The organism is Halopelagius inordinatus, assembly GCF_900113245.1.
GTDB classification, from domain to species: Archaea; Halobacteriota; Halobacteria; order Halobacteriales; family Haloferacaceae; genus Halopelagius; species Halopelagius inordinatus.
Map to the genome: position 1 here is coordinate 1,283,065 of NZ_FOOQ01000001.1, position 18,633 is coordinate 1,301,697.

The 18,633-nt window shown below is 66.2% G+C and carries 21 protein-coding genes; 11 read left to right on the forward strand and 10 right to left on the reverse strand.

The window, feature by feature from the left end; translation table 11 throughout:
• Positions 1–39 precede the first annotated feature (39 nt).
• On the forward strand, positions 40–459 hold the full coding sequence (locus BM167_RS06660; RefSeq protein ID WP_092890531.1) for a DUF7510 family protein: 420 nt from the start codon (positions 40–42) through the stop codon (positions 457–459).
• A 49-nt stretch (positions 460–508) separates the two neighbouring features.
• On the opposite strand, the gene BM167_RS06665 is transcribed toward BM167_RS06660, so the two are convergent.
• Entirely contained in the window at positions 509–1,540 is a 1,032-nt protein-coding gene (locus BM167_RS06665) for a glycosyltransferase family 4 protein (RefSeq protein ID WP_092891140.1), read from the reverse strand.
• A gap of 112 nt (positions 1,541–1,652) precedes the next feature.
• On the opposite strand from BM167_RS06665, the gene BM167_RS06670 reads away from it, so the two are divergent.
• Together BM167_RS06670 and trxA are read left to right on the forward strand one after the other, a co-directional pair.
• Complete coding sequence (locus tag BM167_RS06670; protein ID WP_092890534.1) at positions 1,653–2,321, forward strand: 2,5-diamino-6-(ribosylamino)-4(3H)-pyrimidinone 5'-phosphate reductase; 669 nt, start codon at positions 1,653–1,655, stop codon at positions 2,319–2,321.
• Positions 2,322–2,414: 93 nt separating this feature from the next.
• On the forward strand, positions 2,415–2,753 hold the full coding sequence (trxA, locus tag BM167_RS06675; protein ID WP_092890537.1) for a thioredoxin: 339 nt from the start codon (positions 2,415–2,417) through the stop codon (positions 2,751–2,753).
• A 19-nt stretch (positions 2,754–2,772) separates the two neighbouring features.
• Here the strand turns inward: trxA and BM167_RS06680 are convergent, their stop codons facing one another.
• Together BM167_RS06680 and BM167_RS06685 are read right to left on the reverse strand one after the other, a co-directional pair.
• Complete coding sequence (locus BM167_RS06680) at positions 2,773–2,955, reverse strand: hypothetical protein (protein ID WP_092890540.1); 183 nt, start codon at positions 2,953–2,955, stop codon at positions 2,773–2,775.
• Between the two features lie 113 nt (positions 2,956–3,068).
• A complete protein-coding gene (locus BM167_RS06685) occupies positions 3,069–3,404 on the reverse strand; it encodes a NifU family protein (RefSeq protein WP_092890543.1) in 336 nt (111 codons plus the stop codon).
• A 165-nt stretch (positions 3,405–3,569) separates the two neighbouring features.
• Between BM167_RS06685 and BM167_RS06690 the strand changes: the two genes are divergently transcribed.
• The gene (locus tag BM167_RS06690) at positions 3,570–4,295 is read left to right on the forward strand and encodes a ribosome assembly factor SBDS (protein ID WP_092890546.1); all 726 of its coding nucleotides are present in this window, start codon (positions 3,570–3,572) and stop codon (positions 4,293–4,295) included.
• A gap of 50 nt (positions 4,296–4,345) precedes the next feature.
• Here the strand turns inward: BM167_RS06690 and BM167_RS06695 are convergent, their stop codons facing one another.
• Positions 4,346–4,678, reverse strand: coding sequence for an FUN14 domain-containing protein (locus BM167_RS06695; RefSeq protein ID WP_092890549.1), 333 nt, complete (start codon positions 4,676–4,678; stop codon positions 4,346–4,348).
• A 306-nt stretch (positions 4,679–4,984) separates the two neighbouring features.
• Between BM167_RS06695 and hflX the strand changes: the two genes are divergently transcribed.
• On the forward strand, positions 4,985–6,310 hold the full coding sequence (hflX, locus tag BM167_RS06700) for a GTPase HflX (protein WP_092891142.1): 1,326 nt from the start codon (positions 4,985–4,987) through the stop codon (positions 6,308–6,310).
• Between the two features lie 18 nt (positions 6,311–6,328).
• Here hflX and BM167_RS06705 read toward each other — a convergent pair whose 3' ends face one another.
• The 4 genes from BM167_RS06705 to BM167_RS06720 all read right to left on the reverse strand — a co-directional run bounded on the left by BM167_RS06705 (position 6,329) and on the right by BM167_RS06720 (position 11,562).
• Positions 6,329–9,121 carry a PGF-pre-PGF domain-containing protein gene (locus BM167_RS06705; RefSeq protein ID WP_245781313.1) on the reverse strand — a complete coding sequence of 931 codons (2,793 nt, stop codon included), beginning with the start codon at positions 9,119–9,121 and terminating at the stop codon, positions 6,329–6,331.
• Between the two features lie 122 nt (positions 9,122–9,243).
• On the reverse strand, positions 9,244–9,765 hold the full coding sequence (moaC, locus tag BM167_RS06710) for a cyclic pyranopterin monophosphate synthase MoaC (RefSeq protein ID WP_092890552.1): 522 nt from the start codon (positions 9,763–9,765) through the stop codon (positions 9,244–9,246).
• Positions 9,762–11,195, reverse strand: coding sequence for an NAD(P)H-hydrate dehydratase (locus BM167_RS06715; RefSeq protein ID WP_092890555.1), 1,434 nt, complete (start codon positions 11,193–11,195; stop codon positions 9,762–9,764). The genes moaC and BM167_RS06715 overlap by 4 nt, the downstream gene beginning before the upstream one ends.
• An 82-nt stretch (positions 11,196–11,277) precedes the next feature.
• Positions 11,278–11,562 carry a DUF5789 family protein gene (locus BM167_RS06720; RefSeq protein ID WP_092891146.1) on the reverse strand — a complete coding sequence of 95 codons (285 nt, stop codon included), beginning with the start codon at positions 11,560–11,562 and terminating at the stop codon, positions 11,278–11,280.
• A 159-nt stretch (positions 11,563–11,721) separates the two neighbouring features.
• Here BM167_RS06720 and BM167_RS06725 point away from each other — a divergent pair, with 159 nt between their 5' ends.
• The gene (locus BM167_RS06725) at positions 11,722–11,964 is read left to right on the forward strand and encodes a hypothetical protein (RefSeq protein WP_092891148.1); all 243 of its coding nucleotides are present in this window, start codon (positions 11,722–11,724) and stop codon (positions 11,962–11,964) included.
• A gap of 70 nt (positions 11,965–12,034) precedes the next feature.
• Positions 12,035–13,339, forward strand: a complete 1,305-nt coding sequence (locus BM167_RS06730; RefSeq protein ID WP_092890558.1) for an acetamidase/formamidase family protein — start codon at positions 12,035–12,037, stop codon at positions 13,337–13,339.
• 16 nt (positions 13,340–13,355) lie between these two features.
• Here BM167_RS06730 and BM167_RS06735 read toward each other — a convergent pair whose 3' ends face one another.
• Positions 13,356–13,637 (reverse strand): ubiquitin-like small modifier protein 1, encoded by a 282-nt coding sequence (locus tag BM167_RS06735; RefSeq protein ID WP_092890561.1) that lies wholly within the window; start codon positions 13,635–13,637, stop codon positions 13,356–13,358.
• A gap of 103 nt (positions 13,638–13,740) precedes the next feature.
• Here BM167_RS06735 and BM167_RS06740 point away from each other — a divergent pair, with 103 nt between their 5' ends.
• The 3 genes from BM167_RS06740 to BM167_RS06750 all read left to right on the forward strand — a co-directional run bounded on the left by BM167_RS06740 (position 13,741) and on the right by BM167_RS06750 (position 17,940).
• Positions 13,741–14,928 (forward strand): MFS transporter, encoded by a 1,188-nt coding sequence (locus BM167_RS06740; protein ID WP_092890564.1) that lies wholly within the window; start codon positions 13,741–13,743, stop codon positions 14,926–14,928.
• Positions 14,929–15,042: 114 nt separating this feature from the next.
• Positions 15,043–15,477 (forward strand): ArsR/SmtB family transcription factor, encoded by a 435-nt coding sequence (locus BM167_RS06745; RefSeq protein ID WP_092890567.1) that lies wholly within the window; start codon positions 15,043–15,045, stop codon positions 15,475–15,477.
• Between the two features lie 60 nt (positions 15,478–15,537).
• Complete coding sequence (locus BM167_RS06750; protein ID WP_092890570.1) at positions 15,538–17,940, forward strand: ATP-dependent DNA helicase; 2,403 nt, start codon at positions 15,538–15,540, stop codon at positions 17,938–17,940.
• A gap of 7 nt (positions 17,941–17,947) precedes the next feature.
• On the opposite strand, the gene BM167_RS06755 is transcribed toward BM167_RS06750, so the two are convergent.
• Positions 17,948–18,139 carry a DUF7576 family protein gene (locus BM167_RS06755; RefSeq protein ID WP_092890573.1) on the reverse strand — a complete coding sequence of 64 codons (192 nt, stop codon included), beginning with the start codon at positions 18,137–18,139 and terminating at the stop codon, positions 17,948–17,950.
• A 248-nt stretch (positions 18,140–18,387) separates the two neighbouring features.
• On the opposite strand from BM167_RS06755, the gene BM167_RS06760 reads away from it, so the two are divergent.
• A complete protein-coding gene (locus BM167_RS06760) occupies positions 18,388–18,624 on the forward strand; it encodes a DUF7511 domain-containing protein (RefSeq protein WP_092891150.1) in 237 nt (78 codons plus the stop codon).
• Positions 18,625–18,633: the final 9 nt, after the last annotated feature.

Below are 18,633 nucleotides of genomic sequence, written 5' to 3' on the forward strand. Positions count from 1 at the left end.
GCACGAACTGCTAAGTGACGGGGCGACGGTTGGCAACGTATGGCAGCGTCACCAGACGAAAACGACGAAGAGGAGGACGCGGAGTCCGTCACCTTCAGCTTCGAGGTGAAAGACGGGAAGACGGAACTGACGATGCGCGGTGACCGAGATACGGCGGTCATCGTCCGGTCCGAGTCCGGGGAGCGAATCTACCTCCCGCCCGAAGATTTCGACCGGGACGCGAAACAGAGAGACGACAGCCCCTATCAGTCCCCCAGTTCCGACAGCCCGTACCAGTCTGCGGAGGCCGACAGCCCCTATCAGTCCCCCAGTTCCGACAGTCCCTATCAGTCTGCGGACACCGACAGCCCGTACCAACCCGCGCGGCAGAGTCTCCCGAAGGAGGGCCTCGTGCCGACGGCGGACGGCTATCGCATCCGCCACCCCGAACCCGTGACGGACGTTCGCGTCCTGCGGTGAGGCGGCGGGGAGACCGGTCGAAGATGCGAGCGTCGCTTTTTCCGTCCGTTCAGGCGATTCGGTCGTAGAACTCGAGGGTCTGGTCGACGACTTCGTCCCACGTCAGCGGTTCGTACTCCGGCGGCCCTTCGAGCGAGAGACCGTACTCGATACCGTCGGCGATGGAGTGCGAATCGGGTTCGACTTCGATGACGCAGTCTTCGGGTAACACCTCCGCGGCACCGCTTTCGGTGGCGACGACGCGCGTCCCCACAGAGAGCGCTTCGACGATGGTGATGCCGAACGGTTCCGACAACGACGGCGAGACGAACAGGTCGGCGGAGGCGTAGTAGTCGCCGAGTTCCTCCTCGGGGACGTATCCGACCCACTCGATTCGGTCCTCCACGCCGAGCAGTTCCGCGAAGCGCTTCAGTTGGCCCGTCAGGTGGCCGGACCCGCCCATCACCAACGTCACGTCGTCGCGGTCGAGTTTCTCGAGGGCGTAGACGAGATGCGAGATTCCTTTCTGGTCTGTGTGTCTTCCGACGAAAAAGATCATCTCGCCGTCGATGCCGAGTTCCGCCTTCAGGTCGCGTCCGGTCGTATCGACGGTGGAAAAGCCGTTGTAGATGACGTCGGGCGTCTTCCCGTACTCGTCGTTGACCTTGTTCGCGAGGAGTTCGCTCACCGCCAGCAGGTGGTCGCAGCGTTCGACGACGCGGCGTTCCGTCTCTTTCTCCCGTTTGGGTGGGTCGATGTTCCGGTCCGACGACAGCGAGTGGAACGTCGTCACCCACTCGACGTCGGCGTCGTCGTTCGACTTCGCCCGCGACCCGGGACCGTACCCGAACCAGTCGTGCGTGTGAACGATGTCCGCGTCTTCGGCGCGTTCCGCGAAGGTCGAACTGAGCCGACCGATACGGGTGATGATGTCGCCGTCGCCGGTGGGGACGCCGATGATATCTTCGCGTCCCTCCGGGGCGTACTCGGCCGGAAGCACCAACTCGATGTCGGCTCCCTTCGCTTGCATTCCATCGAACAACTCGCCGACGTGCGTGTCGAGTCCACCGCTCACGTTGGGAGGGAACCCCCAGCCGAGCATCAGGATCTTTGGCGACATATGTGCGCCACAATACCACGATAGCGTATATAATTGCTGTCCGTCCGGTCGCGGGACCGAAACTCGGATACGCCGATGCACACCTGATAGAACTATGCACGTCGTCGTCAACGCCGCGACGAGCGTCGACGGGAAACTGTCGAACCGCCGCCGCGAACAGGTCCGAATAAGCGGCGAGGAGGACTTCGCCAGAGTCCACCGGGTCCGCGCGGCGAACGACGCCGTCCTCGTCGGCGTCGGCACCGTCTTGGCCGACGACCCGCATCTCACGGTAGACGACGAGTCGCTTCGAGCGAACAGGCGGGCGGACGGTCGGCCGCCGAACCCGGCCCGCGTCGTCGCGGACTCCCGCGGGCGGACACCGACGGACGCGCGGATTCTGGACGACGCGGCGGCGACGTACGTTCTCGTCTCGGACGCCGCGCCCGAACGCAGAATCGACGCGCTCGAATCGGCGGGCGCGACAGTCGTCGTCGCGGGCGACGAACGCGTCTCCCTTCCCGAAGCGTTCCGGTCGCTCGAATCTCGCGGCGTGGCGTCGGTGATGGTCGAAGGCGGCGGGGAAGTCATCTTCTCGCTGTTCGAGGCGGGGATGGTGGACGAACTGAGCGTCTACGTCGGATCGCTCGTCCTCGGCGGACGCGACGCGCCGACGTTGGCCGACGGCGAGGGGTTCACAGACGACGGTACGGCCCTCTCGCTTCGGGAGGTAGAGCGTCTGGACGACGGCGTCCTTCTATCGTACGACGTAGTGCGAGAGTGACTCGGGGTGACGCGAGGGCGAGTCTCGGACGGTCGTGCGGAGAGCGGACAGAGACGCTCAATAGTTAAGGCAGTCCCGACTGTACGTCTCTCTATGAGTACACCCGAATCAACCGGCAGTCCCGTCCACGTCGAGAGCGCAGCACAGTTAGAGGAACTGGTCGCCGAGAACGACGTCGTCCTCGTCGACTACCACGCGGACTGGTGCGGACCGTGCAAGATGCTCGAACCGACGGTCGAAGAGATAGCCGCGGAGACGGACGCCGTCGTCCTGAAGGTGGACATAGACGAACTGCAGGAACTCGCCCAAGAGCAGGGAATCCGCTCCGTGCCGACGCTTCAGTTCTACGCCGACGGCGAACAGGCAAAGCAGGTCATCGGCGTGCAGGACAAAGACGACTTAGTCGCGATTATCGACCAACTGTCGAACTGAACGGCTTTTCGAGAGGCCCTCAGAGGCGTCCGACGGTCACGTCGTGACCCGTCTTCTCGTCGTGCCGAGTCGCCGCGTCGCGCGCCTCGTCCGCGTCCGTCTCCAGCGACTCTACCCGACAGTCGTGACAGACGACGTGGTAGTATCCGGGGGCCGCTTCTCCGTTCGACTCGTTCTCCGGTCTGCGGTGACTCCGTGACATTTTGTTCCCGGACGACAAGTCATACTGACTGAATATAAGTAAACGCAGCATATTTCGGGCGTCGCCCGACCGCATCGGTCGGTAGTCACCACCTACGGTGTCGAATGCGGTGCCTAGAACGGGGCGTCCGACCGACTCCGCTCGAAGGGGTCGCTCTCCGCGTCCGCCTCGTAGTCGAACGCCCCGCCGGTCGAAACGTGGACGTCCGACACCGCCTCGAACTCCGCGACCATCCGCGACTTCAGCGCTTGGACGGTCATCGGCGAGATGCCGCACCCCGAACACGCGCCGGTGAGCGAAATCCAGACCGTTCCCGTCTCCTCGTCCACGGCGTCGATTCCGGCGGCCCCGCCGTGCATCTGTATCTGCGGGAAGTTCCGCCGCACGAACAGGTCGATTCGCTCTTCGAGGCTCTCCTCTGCCCCGTCGGGCGTCGATTCGATACTCATACCGACGCGGAGGACGCCGGGCGATATAGCGCTTCGCACCCCGGTCACGGCGGATTCGACGCGTCGGTAGTCGCCGCCCGAGGGCGCGACGTGTCGGTATCGCGGACGACGCCCCGTCGGTCCAGTCGGGGAGGGCTTTTTAATTCGGGACGAGTATCTACCCGTATGATTTCACTCGACGAGGCGGTCACCGCCCGACTCGAATCGCACGGCGAACGGTTCGAGGTTCTCGTAGACCCCGACGCGGCACTGGATATAAAGCGCGGCGAGTTCGACGGCGAGTTAGAGGACGTCATCGCCGCAGAGGACGTGTTTGAGGACGCCTCTCGGGGCGACAGACCGGCCGAGACGGACTTAGAGGAGGTGTTCGGAACGACCGACCCGATGGAGATAATCCCCGAGGTGGTCAGACGCGGGGAGATACAGATCACGGCCGAGCAACGCCGCGAGATGCAAGAACAGAAGCGAAAACAGCTCATAAACCGCATCGCGCGCAACGCGGTCAACCCGCAGATGGACAACGCGCCGCACCCGCCCGAACGCATCGAACGCGCGTTGGAGGAAGCCGGGTTCAAAGTCGACCCGATGGAGAAGGTCGAATCGCAGGTCGACGACGCTCTCGACGCCCTCAGACCGGTCATCCCCATCCGATTCGACGAGGTGACGATAGCCGTCCAGATTCCCGCGCAGTACGCCGGGAAGACGCAGGCGCAGGTCCGCGAGTACGGGAGTCTCGAACGCGAGGAGTGGCAAAACGACGGGTCGTGGGTCGGCGTCGTCACGTTCCCCGCCGGGATGCAGAACGACTTCTACGACATGATAAACGACATGACATCGGGCGAGGCGGAGACGCGAATCGTCAAGGACAAAGACGACCTGAAGACGCGGTGACCGTCGGACCGCGGGCGTAATCGCCGTCCGGAGTCGAAGCCGAACGCGGACTATCCCTTCTTGAAGCCGACGAGGAATCCGCCGGTAAAGCCCGCCGAAACCGAGAGCGTAGAGAGGAAACTGCTCAGCCAATCGGGCGGCGCGCCCGTCGCGGCGTCCTGCGACTTCGTGACGAGTCCCGCAGAGAGGCGTTCCCAGTCCACGGTGAGGATGCCCCGCGATTCGAGGAACTTGAACACGGCGAGTTCGACGCCGACGATGACGGCGACGAGTTTCGCGACTTTCTTCGCCGCGAAACCGATGACCCCGCCGATGACGGCACCGCTCCCGAAGTCGATTCCGAGAGCGGTCGGGTCGAGTGATAGTTGCAACGGGTCGGACATACGACGTTCTCACTCGTCACGGTATAAGATGTTTGTGGTGACTGACCAGTCAGAAGGTAGATATTTAATCGAGAGCGCGTGGTAGCGGGGAACATACAAGGCGTTCGGCATCCAAACGGGGATATGGTCGTTACCGCACAGAACGCCGCGTCTCGAACGGGGGTGCCGAAGTAACATCTCCTCTCTACGTCGGTCCGGCGGCGTCCGAGGAGGGTTCAAGTGCGTCGAACCCTTCAGTTCGAACCGAACCGTGAAGGCAATATTTGCGACCGCGACCGGTCCGACGCGGACGGGCCGGGTGGTCAGATGAATCACGGAACGAGAGCGGTCGTCGCAAAGCGAGTCGACGAGGGGACGGCCGACCTCTCGGAGATAACCGACCTCGCGCGCGCCGCCGGATACGACGTCGTCGGTGAACTCACACAGAGTCGCGACGAGGACGCCGCGTTCCACTTCGGCGAGGGCAAAGTAGAGGAGTTAGCGACGCTCATGGCCGACGTCGACGCCGCGGCGGTCATCGTCGACAACCGACTCGGCCCCTACCAGACGTTCAACATCGGGGCGAAACTCCCCGACGGGACGGAGGTGATCGACCGCTTTACGCTCATCTTGGAGATATTCGGCCAGCGAGCGAACACGCGGAAGGCGCAACTGCAGGTCGAACTCGCGGAACTCCGGTACGAACTGCCGCGCGCGGAGGCGAAGGCGTCTCTCGCGACGCGCGACGAACGGCCGGGGTTCATGGGTCTCGGCGAGTACGACCAGTCGCGCGAACAGGACATCAAAGCCCAGATATCCCGCATCAAGCGCGAACTCGACTCCATCGCCGACAAAGAGGAGACGCGCCGAGAGGAACGTCGCGAGTCGGGGTTCGACCTGGTCGCTCTCGCGGGCTACACGAACGCCGGGAAGTCCACGCTGATGCAACGACTCGCCGAGGACCTCGAAGTCGGGCAGAACGAGGACTTGCACCCCGACTTGGAGACGACCGCCGAGTCCGAGGACCGACTGTTCACGACGCTCGGGACGACGACGCGCCGCGCCGACACCGGGACCCGAAACGTCCTCTTGACCGACACCGTCGGGTTCATCTCGGACCTCCCGCACTGGTTGGTCGAGTCGTTCAAGTCCACGCTCGACTCCGTCTACCGCGCTGACCTTGTCCTCCTCGTCGTGGACGCCTCGGAACCCGTCGACGAGATGCGCGAGAAACTCGTCACCTGCCACGACACGCTGTACGAGCGAAACGAAGCGCCCATCGTGACGGTGCTGAACAAGTGCGACAAACTCGACGAGGGCGAACTCGAAGAGAAGACGGACGCTCTCAGCGCACTCGCGCCGAACCCGGTGGTCGTCTCGGGCCTCACCGGCGAGAACGTCGCGGAACTCTGCGACCGAATCGAACACGAACTGCCGCCGTGGGAGAGAGAGCGACTGCTCCTCCCGATGAACGACGACGCGATGAGTCTCGTCTCGTGGGTCCACGACCACGGACACGTCGAGAGCGAAGAGTACGAGGGCGACCAGGTGTTCTTGGAGTTCGAGGCCCAACCGGCCATCGTGGAGAAAGTCCGCTCGAAGGCGGCGAACCTCCGACAGGCGGAGACCGACGGCGTCGTCGATTCGCCGTAATCGCCCGCGACTCGTTTTTCAGTTCCGACGGCGACGGAGCATCGCCGCGACTGGGAGAGCGACCGCCGCGGGTAGCGCGCCGAACCCGGGTGCCTCGCTCTCGGTCGTTCCGTCCGCAGTCGTCGTCTCCGCCCCGAAGGTCACCGTCTCACCTTCGGACGGTCCGGCGGTCGATGCCGTCGTCGTCTCCGCGGACGCGTCGGTCGCCGACTCGTTCGTTCCGACGGCGAAGACGGAGAATCCGGGCGTCTCCGCCTCGAATCGGCCGTCGCCGAGGTGCGTCGTGTTCAGTTCGCGCCACGACCCGTCGTGGAAGCGATAGAGGCGCACGTCCTCGGGCGAGACGTTCCGAGCGGCGAGTTTCGACTCCGACACCTCGAAGCCGACCGTCGCGTTCGCTATCTCCTCGTCGGCGGCGCCGGAGACGTCGATGGAGAGATATCCGACCGCTCCGTCGGACGCGCCGTCGTCGCCGCCGGCGTCGAGTTCGGGCGTCCCGTTCGGCACCGTCTCCTGCGGGGCGACGTCGACGCCCATCGAGTCGGTGTCGTTCGAGAGCGAGATTCCGAGTTCCGTCACGCTGGCGGTGTCGGAGTCGTTCTCCCCGAAGCGGACGCGAACCGTCTCGTTCGCGGAGGCGTTCTCGACCGTCGCCGACGCCGACCCGTCGGCGTTCGTCGTCGCTTCGACGACGCCGTCGTCCGTCCCGTTCGCGGCCGGCGCGTCGTCCGCCGACTCGTCTGCGTCGTCGGAACCGTCGTCGGTCGAACCGCTGGACTCCGACGAGGACGACGAGGTGGTGTCGTCCTGCGGACGCAGCGACACCCGTCCGCTGGAGTAGTGGACGTCCATCGCCACGTCGAGGCTGCCGTCGGGGTTCGTCGTCGTCGAGAGCGTCTTTGACTCCCCTCGGTACGTCCCGGCGAGTTCGTCCGCGCTCTCGACGCCCCACTGCGAGAGCATCGCCGACGGAATCGTCGCCTGATAACTGCCGTCGTTGGTGTCGCCGTCGACCGTGTAGTGCGGTGCCGCGAGGTCGATTTCGACCGTGCCCTCTCCGGCGTCGTACCGCGGCGCGCCGAACGTCTGCGCGTCGGTCGCGATGGTCATGTTCGTCATGTTCGCATTGTGAAGCGACCGCTCGTCGACGAACGAGATGGAGTACCACAGCAGTTCGTCGGTCGCTCGGTCCTCGGAGTCGTCGAGGGAGTCCCAGTTGTCCAGCGACGGCGCGTCGCGCATGAACTGCGATTCGAGCGGTTGGGCCGTGACGGTGACGACGTAGTGCTCGGTCGTGTTCTCGACGGTCCACGAGACGTTCCGGGCGTTCGCGACGAGGAGTCCGGGGTCGAACGAGTGGTTCACGTGGAGGACCACCTCGAACACCGACGACTCGGTGACGCCCGTCCCCGCGAGGTCCTGTTCCGTCCCGTTTCGGAGGTCGACGCCGAGCATCCCGCCGGTGGTTATCTCCGAGGAGAGGGCGGTGGCGTTCTCGGGTCCGGAGACGTGGGTGACCGATTCGACCGTCGCGGCGGGGGAGACGACCGTCGTCCCGTGACTCTCGTTACCGAGGTAGGTCGTCCGCGTTCCCTCGGCGTACGCCGCGGAGACGTTGTACGTCTCCTCCGTCCCCGCGGGGACGAAGACCCACTCCGTCCCGACCGAGTACGTGCTCGTCGCGTCGTCGTACACGCGCAGTCGGTACGATTCGTCGACCGGTCCGGTGTTGTTCAGCGTCACCGTGACGTTCGTCCCCGCCGAGGCGACGGCGGCGTCGGGCACCGTCACGGACTCGACCGAGACGTTCCCCGCGACGGTGACGTTGGCCGCCGTCTCGGCGAGGAAGGAGTCCGCCGTCGCGTTCCGGACGACGACTTCGAGCCTATTGGCCCCGGCGACCGACCGCGCCGGAACGGTCAGGTTCACCGTGCCGTTGTCGACGAGAGACGCGTTCGAGTCGAGCGTTGCACTGTGGTTCCGCAGTTTCACCACCGCGTCCGCAGGCGTCACGTCGTCGGCGAGGTCGTACGAGACGGAGACGTTCCCCGACTCGTTCAGCGGAATCGACGTGTTCGCCGCCGAGACGGACGTGTACGTGACATCGGTAGACCCGCCACCCGACCCGACGGTCACCTCGGTCGGCGCCTCGTCGTTGACGGTCAGGTTCGCCGTCACCTCTCGGTCGTAGGTCACGTTCAGTTCGACGTGCCGCCGTTCGTCTCCGGCGAGGGTCACCGTCGCGTTGTCGGCGTCGGAGACAACTCGGTCGGACTTGTAGACGCGGACCGTGAAGTTCTGCTCCGTGCTCGCCGTGTTGTTCAGCGTGGCGTTCACGGTGACGCTCTCACCGACCGCGGGCGAGGTGTCGGAGACGGTGTACGACTCGATGTCGACCGGCGACGCGGTGGGAACGACGGTCGTCGCCGACGCGTTCGCGGCGCTCGTAGTGTTGTTGATCACGTACGTCACGACGCGTTCCGCCCCGCCCGAACTGCGCGGACCGAGCGTGAGGTTGAGCGTTCCGTTGACCGTCCCCGGCGCCGCGGAGGACTGGGTTCCGCTCCCGTTGCTCAGAAGTAGTTCGACGTGGCTCGCGTCCACCTCGTCGGAGACGTTGTATCCGACGGAGACGTTCGTACTGTTTCCGACGGACTGCGTCTCCGCGGCGGCGGTCACCGTCGGCGACGTCGACGGTTCGGAGACCGACTCGGTCGCGGTTGCGACGCCTATCGCGCCGAGAGACAGTCCCGAGAGGACGACCATCGCGGCGAGAGCGATACCGAGGAGAGATTCATACTTTGAATACATATAGGAACGTAAACTAATTCGGGCACATATATATTGGCAATCGAATATCAACTCCGAAAACGCCTGTGGTGGGTTCTACACGGCTCAAAAAGAGATCATACACCGAGAGCTGGAGCCGGGAGCTACATCGTCTCCTTCTCTTTCTTCACGACGCGCACGCCGTCGATTCGGGTGTCCGGATACTGTCCGTCGCCGTCTTTCTCCGCGGCCTTCACCATATCCCAGACGACGTTCAGTCCCGTCGTGACGCCCTGAAGCGCCTCCATCTCGCATCCGGTCTTCCCCGTCGTCTCGACGGCGACGGTGAGCGTAATCTCCGTCGCCGCCGCGTCGAACGTCGTCTCGACGTTCGTGACCGGTATCTGGTGGCACATCGGAATCGTCTCCCACGTGTGTTTCACCGCTTGAATCGCGCCGATTCGCGCCGTCGCCAGCACGTCGCCCTTCCCGATGTCGTCGTCTCGGACGGCTTCGACGGTAGACTCGGTGAGAGAGAGAGTGCCTTTCGCGACGGCCCGCCGCCGCGTGTCGGGCTTTGTTCCCACGTCGACCATCTGGGCGTTCCCCTCCTCGTCTACGTGCGTCAGGTCGCCGCTCTCGGCGTCCGGTTCGGGGGTCGCACCGACTCTCTCGTCGTCGCTCACGACCGCTCACCCCACAGCGTTCGCGGGATGGCGTCCAACAGATCCGACGCGAGGAGGCCGTCGCCGCGTTCCGCGTCGAGACGCTCGGCCGCGCGGCCGTTGACGAACGGGGCGGCGCACGCCGCGTCGAAGGCGTCCTGCGTTCCGAAGAGTCCGGCTATCACCCCCGCGAGAGTGTCGCCGGTGCCGCCGACGGTCATCGCCGGCGTCCCCGCGCGCACGATTCGCGTTCGCTCGCCGTCCGTGACGATATCCTCGGCCGCCTTCGCCACCACGACGTGGCCGAGGTCGGCCGCGAACGACTCGATGTCGTCGAGCGCGTCCCGAAGCGGTCCGTCGACGTCGGGACCGCCCATCTTCGCCAGTTCCCTGCGGTTCGGCGTGCAGACGAGGGTGGCGTCGGTGTCCACCTCCGGCACGGCGGGGAGGGCGTCGGCGTCCACTACCGCGTCGCCCTCGAACGCTTCGAGGAACCGCCGCGCAGCCGTCAACGTCTCGTCGTCGTCGCCGAGTCCCGGGCCCAAGACCACCACGTCGTCGTAGTCGTGGGCCGTCTGCACGAGGCCGTCCACCTGGTCGGGCGTGAGGTGGTCGCCCGGGTAGTCCTGTACGATGAGGTCCTCCGCGTATCCCTGTATCTGCGGGGCGACCGTCTCCGGGGCGGCGACGAACGTGAGGTCGGCCCCCGCGCGGAGGGCGGCCTGCCCGGCGAGGGCGGGCGCGCCGGTGTACGGCCCGCCGCCGACGACGAACACGCGCGAGTCGCCGCCGCGCACGCCTCGACGGACCGAGCGCAGGTCGCCCGGTCCGACGAACAGTTCCGCCGCCGCCGGGATGCCGATGTCCGCGACGGTCACGTCGGCGTCGAGGTCAGAGAGGCCGGGTTTCCGGTCGTGGAAGGTGACGACGTGGTCCGCGGAGACGGCGGCGTCGGCCGTCTCGCCCGTGTCCGCGTCGAGACCGGACGGAACGTCCACGGAGAGCACCGTCGCGTCGAGGGCATCGATGGCGTCCGCGGCGGTCGCTTCGGGTTCGCGGAGTTCGCCCGTGACGCCGGTTCCGAGCATCCCGTCGACGACGATATCGGGGTCGCCGAGTTCGAGCGACTTCGAGTCGGTTACCGTCCGCGCGTCGTACTCCGCGACGACGAGAGCGTCCCAGTTCTCGCGCGCGATATCCGTGGAGACGGTCTCCCGGCGGCCGAGGAGGTGGACCGTCGGGTCGTAGTCGTCCAAGAACCGCGCCGCGACGAGGGCGTCGCCGCCGTTGTTGCCGCGTCCCGCGACGATAGCCACCGCCGACTCGGGCTCTGCGAGGCGGCGAACCGCCCGCGCGACGGCGTTCCCGCTCGACTCCATGAGCTGTTTCCGCGGGACGCCGAGAGCCTCGGCGTTCTCGTCTACCGCGGCCATCCGCTCGCTCGATATCATATCGCGGGGTTCGGTCGGCGGCGTGGTAAAAGGGGGTGGCCGGGGCTGTCGCGTCGCCGTTCGGTCGCCGAAGACCGAACGGTCAGAACGACACCTGCGTCGGTCCGGTCTCGCCGGGCGACGGCGCGTCCCGGTCGCTGTAGTACCGCCGACCGACGGCCTCGTGGCCGAGTCCGCAAAGCACCGCGTCGTGGACGTCTCGGGGGCCGTCGTACACCTCCGCGCCCATCCGACCGAGAACGTCGCCGACCGTCTCCGACCCGTTCGCGAGTTCGATTCGCTCGTCTCCGAACGCGTCGATTATCTCCGCGCTCGTCGCCGGGAACTCGTATCCGCTCACCGCGTCTTCGATTCTGTTCGTCCTCATCACGATAGCTCCGTGGTCGAGATGATACATGAACATTTCCCATAAATATGAATAACAAGTACACACAAACTAGGTCCATAATATCTCTACTCGGAATAATAGGTCGAGGGGGTGGCGACGGCCGCCACATCTAACGCCGAGTCGCCCCTCTCGACGACCATGTCCGACGAAACCGAGGCGGACGTCACGGACCGCGACCCCGAGATAGAAGACGAGGAGGGACACGGTATCTCGGTCGAAGGCGGCGGCGACGCCGGAGCGTCGTCCCCCGAGGAGTCAGACGAGGTAGACGCCGACCGAGAGACGGACGACCCGGACGAAGAAGACGAGATGCGCGAGGAAGAGGCCGAAGAACAAGAGAACGTCGACAACCACCGCGACGAAGAGCCGTTCCAGTCGTAAACCGCCCGGAACCCCGTACGGGTCGCCGCCGGGCGCCTTTTTATAACGAACTATAACGTACCATCAGGAGATGGCGCAACAGATACAGCAGGAACTGGAGGTAGACCAGTACACGTTGGGGCTCGTCGGTCCGGACCAAGAGTGGGCCGGAACCGTAGCCGACGGCGGCACCGTCCGGACGCACACGCCCCCCGCGTGTTGGGGACCGATGATAACCCCCGAGTTCCGCGGGGGCCACGAGGTGACGCGACCGATTCGCGTCGAGAACGCCGAACCCGGTGACGCGCTCGTCGTCCGAATCAAGGACGTGGAGGTGACGAGCGTCGCCACCAGCACCGGGAGCATGGCCGAACGCGACGGGGCGTTCGGCGACGACCCGTTCATCGACCACCGCTGTCCGGAGTGCGGCACCGAGTGGCCGGAGACGGTCGTCGAGGGGACGGGCGAGGACGCCGTTCGCTGTGCGGACTGCGGGGCGAACGCCTCTTCGTTCGGGTTCGAGTACGGCTACACCGTCGTCTTCGACGACGACCGCTCGGTCGGACTCACCGTCGGACCCGAGGGTGCCGCCGACCTCGCGGCGAACGCCGAAGAGAACATGGCGCTGCCGGAGAACTCGCGACAACACCCAATTCTCCTGTACGAACCCGACGAGATTCCGGGGACGCTCGGCCACCTCCGACCGTTCGTCGGCAACATCGGGACGACTCCGACGGTCGAACTCCCCGACTCGCACAACGCCGGCGACTTCGGACAGTTCCTCATCGGCGCCGGTCACGACTGGGGCATCGAAGACGAGAGCGAACTCGAAGCGAGAACCGACGGCCACCTCGACTCGAACGACGTCCGTCCGGGCGCGACGCTCGTCTGTCCGGTCGAGATAGACGGCGCGGGACTCTACGTCGGCGACCTGCACGCCAATCAGGGCGACGGCGAACTCTCGCTTCACACGACGGACGTCAGCGGGACGACGGAACTCGAAGTCGAAGTGGTCAAAGACGTCAACCTCGACGGACCGCTCCTCCTGCCGAACGAATCCGACCTCCCCGACATCGCGAGACCCTACACCGACGCGGAACGAGAGACCGGCGAGAAACTCGCGGCGGAGTACGGCGTAGACGAGGTGCGCGACGCGCTGCCGGTCCAGTTCATCGGTTCGGGGGCCACCATCAACGACGCAACCGAGAACGCGTTCGACCGCGCATCGTCGCTCTTCGACGTCTCGGAGGGCGAAGTCCGGGCGCGGTGTACCTTCACCGGCGGCGTCGAAATCGCCCGACTGCCGGGCGTCGTCCAACTGTCGATGCTGGCACCCGTCGAACTGCTCGAAGACGCCGGCCTCGCGGACGCGGTTCGCGCCCACTACGAGGTCTGAACCCCCGCGTCGCGCTCTACCCCTCCGGCCGACGGCCGCCGCGCACCGCCGGAACGATTCCGACGTCTGCGGTCGCCGGACAGGTCGCGTCCAGTTCCGCCGTCTCGCCGTCGAGCAACACGCGAACGCTCCCTCGAACCGTCCCGTCGTCTGCGAACAGGTGCGGTTCGGTCCGGGGATGAGCGTCGGCGAGGCAGTCGAGCACCTCCCGAACCGTCGGGTCGCCGTCGAACCCCGAGATAGAGAGCGTCTTCGACCCCGTCACACCGCGGAGAGGGCCGTGTACGGTCACGTCCATACTCCGGACCGTGTGACCGCGCGACCAAGGCTGTTGCGTCCGTCGGCGCGTCGGCGCTACCGCTTCCGCAACTTTACTCACGGCGTTGGACGAACCGCGAGTCGTGACGCGACCACTGTTCGGGACGCTCTGCGGGTTGGTCTTTCTCGTGAACCTCGGTCGGACGGCCTTCGCGCCGTTGGTCGAGACGTTCCAAGCGCAGTTCGGCGTCGGTCCCGCGGCCGTCGGGATAGTGACGACGCTCGTCTGGACGGGGACGGCGTTGCCGCGCATCCCCGTCGGATATCTCCTGACGCGCGTGTCGCGGCACCGCATCGTCCTCGCCACCGGGGTGCTTTTGGCCGCCGCCGCGGCGTTCACCGCCTCCGCGACGTCGATTCTGATGCTCCAAATCGGGGCGTTCGCCATCGGCGTCGCCTCCGGCGCGTACTTCGTCGCCGCCGTCCCCCTCGTCGGCGAACTCTACCCCGACGCCGTCGGACGGAGCATCGGCATCCACGGCACCGCCTCCCAACTGGCCGCCGTCGCCGCCGCGCCGATGGCCGTCTACTTTCTCGCGACGGCGTCGTGGCGGGGGACGTTCTGGGTGCTCGCCGTCGCCGCCGTCGTCTCGACGGGCCTCTTCTACGCGATAGTCCGCCGGATGGACGGCACACCCGGAACCGGCGCGGACCGCGATTTCGCGGGAGCGCTCCGACACTGGCGACTCATCCTCACCGGGATGTTCGTCATCGCAACCGCCGGGTTCGTCTGGCAGGGGCTTTTCAACTTCTACGTCTCCTATCTCGTCACCGCGAAGGCGTTCTCGCAAAACGCCGCGAGCACGATGCTCACCGTCGTCTTCGCCGCGGGCGTCCCCGCCTTTTGGCTCTCGGGAACGCTCGCCGACCGACTCCCCCGGATTCCGTATCTCATCTGCGTTCTCGCCGCCTACGTCGCGTCGCTTTTCGCTTTGACCGCGGTTCAGGGGTTCGTCCCGGTGCTCGTCGTCACCGCCGTCGTCGGCTACACCGTCCACAGCCTCTTTCCGGCGCTCGACGCGTGGCTTCTCGGCACGCTCCCCGAGGACGTTCGCGGGAGCGCCTACGCCGTCTTCAGCGGCGCGTCGCTTCTCCTCGAAGCCAACGGGAGCGGTGCCGTCGGCTTTCTCACCGAGGCGGGCTACGGGTTCGACACCGTGTTTCGGACGTTCGCGGGATGTCTCGTCGTCGTCGTCGTCTCGCTGACGGTGCTGTATCTCACCGGGCGGCTTCCGGGTACCGGCGACTCGCCGCGCGCGAACGGTACGTGACCGGGTATCTCACGCGAAACTGAACCCGAGGCGAGCGAGAATCGGCAGACGCGGCCGTTTCGGCGACCGATTCGCTCCGAAATGTTTACGGTACGGAGATGTGAACTGGCCGATATGTCGACCCTCCTCCCGTCGGACGCCGACGTCTCGAGCGCCGAGGGTGACCTCCGCGTCCTCTGGCTCGACGACGACGAGGCAGACCGACTCATCGGCTGTCTCTCCTCGGAGACGGCTCGTTCGACGCTCGCCGCCCTCCAACGGACCCCCGCGACGGCGTCCGAACTCGCCGACGCGGTGGACACCTCCCTCCAGAACGTCCGCCACCACCTCGAAAACCTCCGGGACGCGAATCTCGTCCGCGTCGCGGACACCTGCTACTCGGTGAAAGGCCGCGAGATGAAGGTGTACGCGCCGACCGACGGCGCGTTCGTCGTCTGCGTCGGCGGAACCGACGACAGGTCGGCGGTTCTCGACGAACTCGACCGGTTCGCCGACTCTCTCGGCTACCCCGCCGACGCAGACGACGCGGAATCCCGACCCGAGGAGTAACCCGCGCCCCTCCGCGCCGAACGTTGAAGTGCGGAGACGGGACCAGTCACCGACACCGATATGAATACGGGGGCGCGAGGGGCGAACGTGAGTTGGCAGGCGGTCTTCGGCCATCGGGAAGCGTACGAAGAGCAAGCCGACGGTATCGAGGCCGCCGCCGAGGCGGCAGACGACGACGGATTTCTCGTGGTCGAGGGCGCCTGCGGAACCGGAAAGACGATGCTCGCTTTGACCGCGGGCATCGACAGGGTTCGCGACCCGGAGTCGAAGTACGAACGCGTCGTCGTCCTGACGAGCGTCAAACAGCAACTGCGCCAGTTCGAGGCCGACCTGCGGACGATAAACGAGAATCTACCCGACGACTGGCGGCCCGTCTCGGGTCTGACGATGGTCGGGAAGGCGGACGTCTGTCCGTACAGCAGAGAGACCGTCGCCGGAATCGACGACGAGACGGTGTACGACCGGTGCGAGGGCCTCCGCGAGCGAACGCGAAACCTCGTCGGCGACGGAGGCGTCACCTCCACGTCGTCGCTCGTTCGCGAGGCGCAGGCGGCCCAGACGGGGTTGCTGGACTCGGGGAGCGAAGGGGGACCGACCTATCTGGAGACGGCGGGCGAACCGACGCCGTATCTCCCCGAGACGGGCGAGTACGAGGACACGGAGTTCTGCCCGTTCTACGCGACGTTCCTCGACGATCTGCCGGAGGACGGCGACCCGATAGAGGCGGTGCCGTTCGACGTGACCGAACTCGGATTGGTCGACACGGAGGAACTCGTCCGCCTCTCGGCGGGATACGGTACGTGCCCCCATTCTGTGATGGGTGCGGTCCTCCCGCACGTCGAAGTCGTCGTCGGCAACTACTACCACGCGTTCGACGCCACCACCGTCGGGTCGTTCACGGGCGCGTTGGTGGACGATTCGACGTTCGTCGTCTGCGACGAGGCGCACATGCTCGAACCGCGAGTTCGCGAACTCGTCAGCGACGGAGTGGGCGACGCGACACTCCGCGACGCAGAGAGCGAACTGACGCGCGTGATTCAGCCGCTGACGTTCGACGACGACGGCAAGGGCGTCGAGGACGCCGAACTCGTCCGCGGCGAACTCGAAGACGCCGACGTGACGCTTCGGGAACTGGAGGAGGTGCGCGACTTCATCCGCGAGTTGCGCGAGGAGATAGACCGTCGGGTGACGGCCCACCTCGACCGGACGACGCCGGACTGGCGCGCGGACCTCACTCGACTCGACGACGACGAGATTCCGCTCAGAGACCCCGAGACCCCCGAGGTAGACGAGATAACCGAGTGGGCGGAGGAGGCGGGCTACGACGAGGGGACGTGGCTTCGCGCGGAGGCCGTCGGGGCGGTGGTGGCCCGAGTCCTGAACGAAGTCGAAGCGGAAGATAGGCGGCGGGCGTCGCTCCCCGCGGGCCGGACGCTCGCAAACTGGGCGCGGGAGGACCACGAGACGTTCTTCCGGGAGATAACTCTCGACCGGACGTGGGACGAGACGGAGCGACCCCAGTCGTGGCGGCGGGCGTACAACGCCCACTTGGCGCTTCACAACTGCGTCCCCGGCGACGCCATCGCCGAGAGACTCGACGAGTTCGGCGGCGGCGTGTTGATGTCGGCGACGCTGGCTCCCTTGGACGTGTTCAGGGAGGTGACGGGGCTGAACGCCCTCGAAGCGTCGGACCGACCGGTCGTCGAACGGACGTACGGGCTCTCGTTTCCCGAGGAGAACCGCGCGTCGTTCGCCGTCGACGCGCCGAAGTTCACCTACGAGAACCGCGGCCCGCCCGGCGAGGACAACGAGACGCGGCGGGCGTACGTCGACGCCGTCGAGGATATCGCGCTCTCGCCCGGAAACGTCCTCGTCGGGATGCCGAGTTACGCGGAGGCCGAGTGGATGGCCGGCGCGTTGGAGTCGCGTCTGCAAAAGCCCGTCCTCGTGGACGAAGCCAGCGACGACGGCGCGACGGAGGCGCTGAAGGCCGACTTCTTCGGCGGCGACGAGAAGGTGCTCGTGACGAGTCTCCGCGGGACGCTCACCGAGGGCGTCGACTACCGCGGTGACCGCCTCGCGGCGGCCGTCGTCTGCGGCGTTCCCATCATCAACACGTCGAGTCCGCGGACGCGAGCGGTGAAGACGGCCTACGACAGGACGTTCGGTGACGGTCACGCGAGCGACGCGAGCGGGGGCCCGAAGGGCGCGTCAGCGTCCTTCGATGGGTTCGAAGCCGCGCTGACCGTCCCGGCGGTCAGGAAGGCGCGGCAGGCCATCGGACGCGTCATCCGCGGCCCCGAGGAGACGGGCATCCGCGCGTTCGTGGACGCGCGCTACGCCCGGGAGTCGTGGAACGGCGTCCGCGACTACTTCCCGCCGGGCGAACGAGAGGAGTTCCGGCCGGTGAGTCCCGACATGCTCCGCTTCGGCGTCGAGCGGTTCTGGTCCGAAGCGGAGTGAGCCGCGGTTACGCGGACTGCTCGTCGTAGGCCGCCCGGCAGTCGTCCGAGCAGAAATGTCGGTGTCGCGCCGCTCCGTCTTCGACCCACGTGACGACTCGGTGCGTCGGCGACCGAACTATCATCTCTCCGCAGTGTTCGCACTCGGGCGCGTTGCTCTCGTCTACGTCCTCGCCGAGGTCTGATGTGGGGTCCACCATCGCTCTCGGGGGAGAGCGTTCGCGAGCACTTGACTCCGTCTCAGGCGGCGGTACTTGCCCCTCGTTCGTCCTTCGCGGTTCGTCGTCCGCCGTTCGCCGTTCGTCGCCCGGACGCGGACGAACCGCTCGGTGCCCCCGGTTGTCGTCGGGAGGCTCCGGGCGTCTCAATATCCGTGGTAGTGTCTATAGAGTTGACTTAGCAGAGGTTATGTACTCTCGGAGGTGGTGGTTCGAACGAGGACCCCGTGATGTCCGATTCACCCGCACACCCCACGTGGACGCCCGAACCGCGGTCGTCCGGCGACGCCGTCGGCGACCGAGCGATCGACGGGCGCGAGTACGCCCTACATAGCGTCGTCGTCGAGTACGACGGCCGGCCCGACCGCTGTACGATCTACCCGCGCCGAGAGAGCTGTCGAGACCGGATGTCGTCGTGGCTGAGCGCGGACCAAAGCGCGTTCGTCGGCCTCGAAGAGTACCGCTGACGCCGCCCT

Excerpts from the sequence above, each read along its gene's own strand:
- BM167_RS06660 (WP_092890531.1), top strand. The coding sequence starts at position 40 with ATGGCAGCGTCACCAGACGAAAACGACGAAGAGGAGGACGCGGAGTCC.
- BM167_RS06665 (WP_092891140.1), bottom strand. The coding sequence starts at position 1,540 with ATGCTCGGCTGGGGGTTCCCTCCCAACGTGAGCGGTGGACTCGACACG.
- BM167_RS06670 (WP_092890534.1), top strand. The coding sequence starts at position 1,653 with ATGCACGTCGTCGTCAACGCCGCGACGAGCGTCGACGGGAAACTGTCG.
- trxA (WP_092890537.1), top strand. The coding sequence starts at position 2,415 with ATGAGTACACCCGAATCAACCGGCAGTCCCGTCCACGTCGAGAGCGCA.
- BM167_RS06680 (WP_092890540.1), bottom strand. The coding sequence starts at position 2,955 with ATGTCACGGAGTCACCGCAGACCGGAGAACGAGTCGAACGGAGAAGCG.
- BM167_RS06685 (WP_092890543.1), bottom strand. The coding sequence starts at position 3,404 with ATGAGTATCGAATCGACGCCCGACGGGGCAGAGGAGAGCCTCGAAGAG.
- BM167_RS06690 (WP_092890546.1), top strand. The coding sequence starts at position 3,570 with ATGATTTCACTCGACGAGGCGGTCACCGCCCGACTCGAATCGCACGGC.
- BM167_RS06695 (WP_092890549.1), bottom strand. The coding sequence starts at position 4,678 with ATGTCCGACCCGTTGCAACTATCACTCGACCCGACCGCTCTCGGAATC.
- hflX (WP_092891142.1), top strand. The coding sequence starts at position 4,985 with ATGAATCACGGAACGAGAGCGGTCGTCGCAAAGCGAGTCGACGAGGGG.
- BM167_RS06705 (WP_245781313.1), bottom strand. The coding sequence starts at position 9,121 with ATGTATTCAAAGTATGAATCTCTCCTCGGTATCGCTCTCGCCGCGATG.
- BM167_RS06715 (WP_092890555.1), bottom strand. The coding sequence starts at position 11,195 with ATGATATCGAGCGAGCGGATGGCCGCGGTAGACGAGAACGCCGAGGCT.
- BM167_RS06720 (WP_092891146.1), bottom strand. The coding sequence starts at position 11,562 with ATGAGGACGAACAGAATCGAAGACGCGGTGAGCGGATACGAGTTCCCG.
- BM167_RS06725 (WP_092891148.1), top strand. The coding sequence starts at position 11,722 with ATGTCCGACGAAACCGAGGCGGACGTCACGGACCGCGACCCCGAGATA.
- BM167_RS06730 (WP_092890558.1), top strand. The coding sequence starts at position 12,035 with ATGGCGCAACAGATACAGCAGGAACTGGAGGTAGACCAGTACACGTTG.
- BM167_RS06735 (WP_092890561.1), bottom strand. The coding sequence starts at position 13,637 with ATGGACGTGACCGTACACGGCCCTCTCCGCGGTGTGACGGGGTCGAAG.
- BM167_RS06745 (WP_092890567.1), top strand. The coding sequence starts at position 15,043 with ATGTCGACCCTCCTCCCGTCGGACGCCGACGTCTCGAGCGCCGAGGGT.
- BM167_RS06750 (WP_092890570.1), top strand. The coding sequence starts at position 15,538 with ATGAATACGGGGGCGCGAGGGGCGAACGTGAGTTGGCAGGCGGTCTTC.
- BM167_RS06755 (WP_092890573.1), bottom strand. The coding sequence starts at position 18,139 with ATGGTGGACCCCACATCAGACCTCGGCGAGGACGTAGACGAGAGCAAC.
- BM167_RS06760 (WP_092891150.1), top strand. The coding sequence starts at position 18,388 with ATGTCCGATTCACCCGCACACCCCACGTGGACGCCCGAACCGCGGTCG.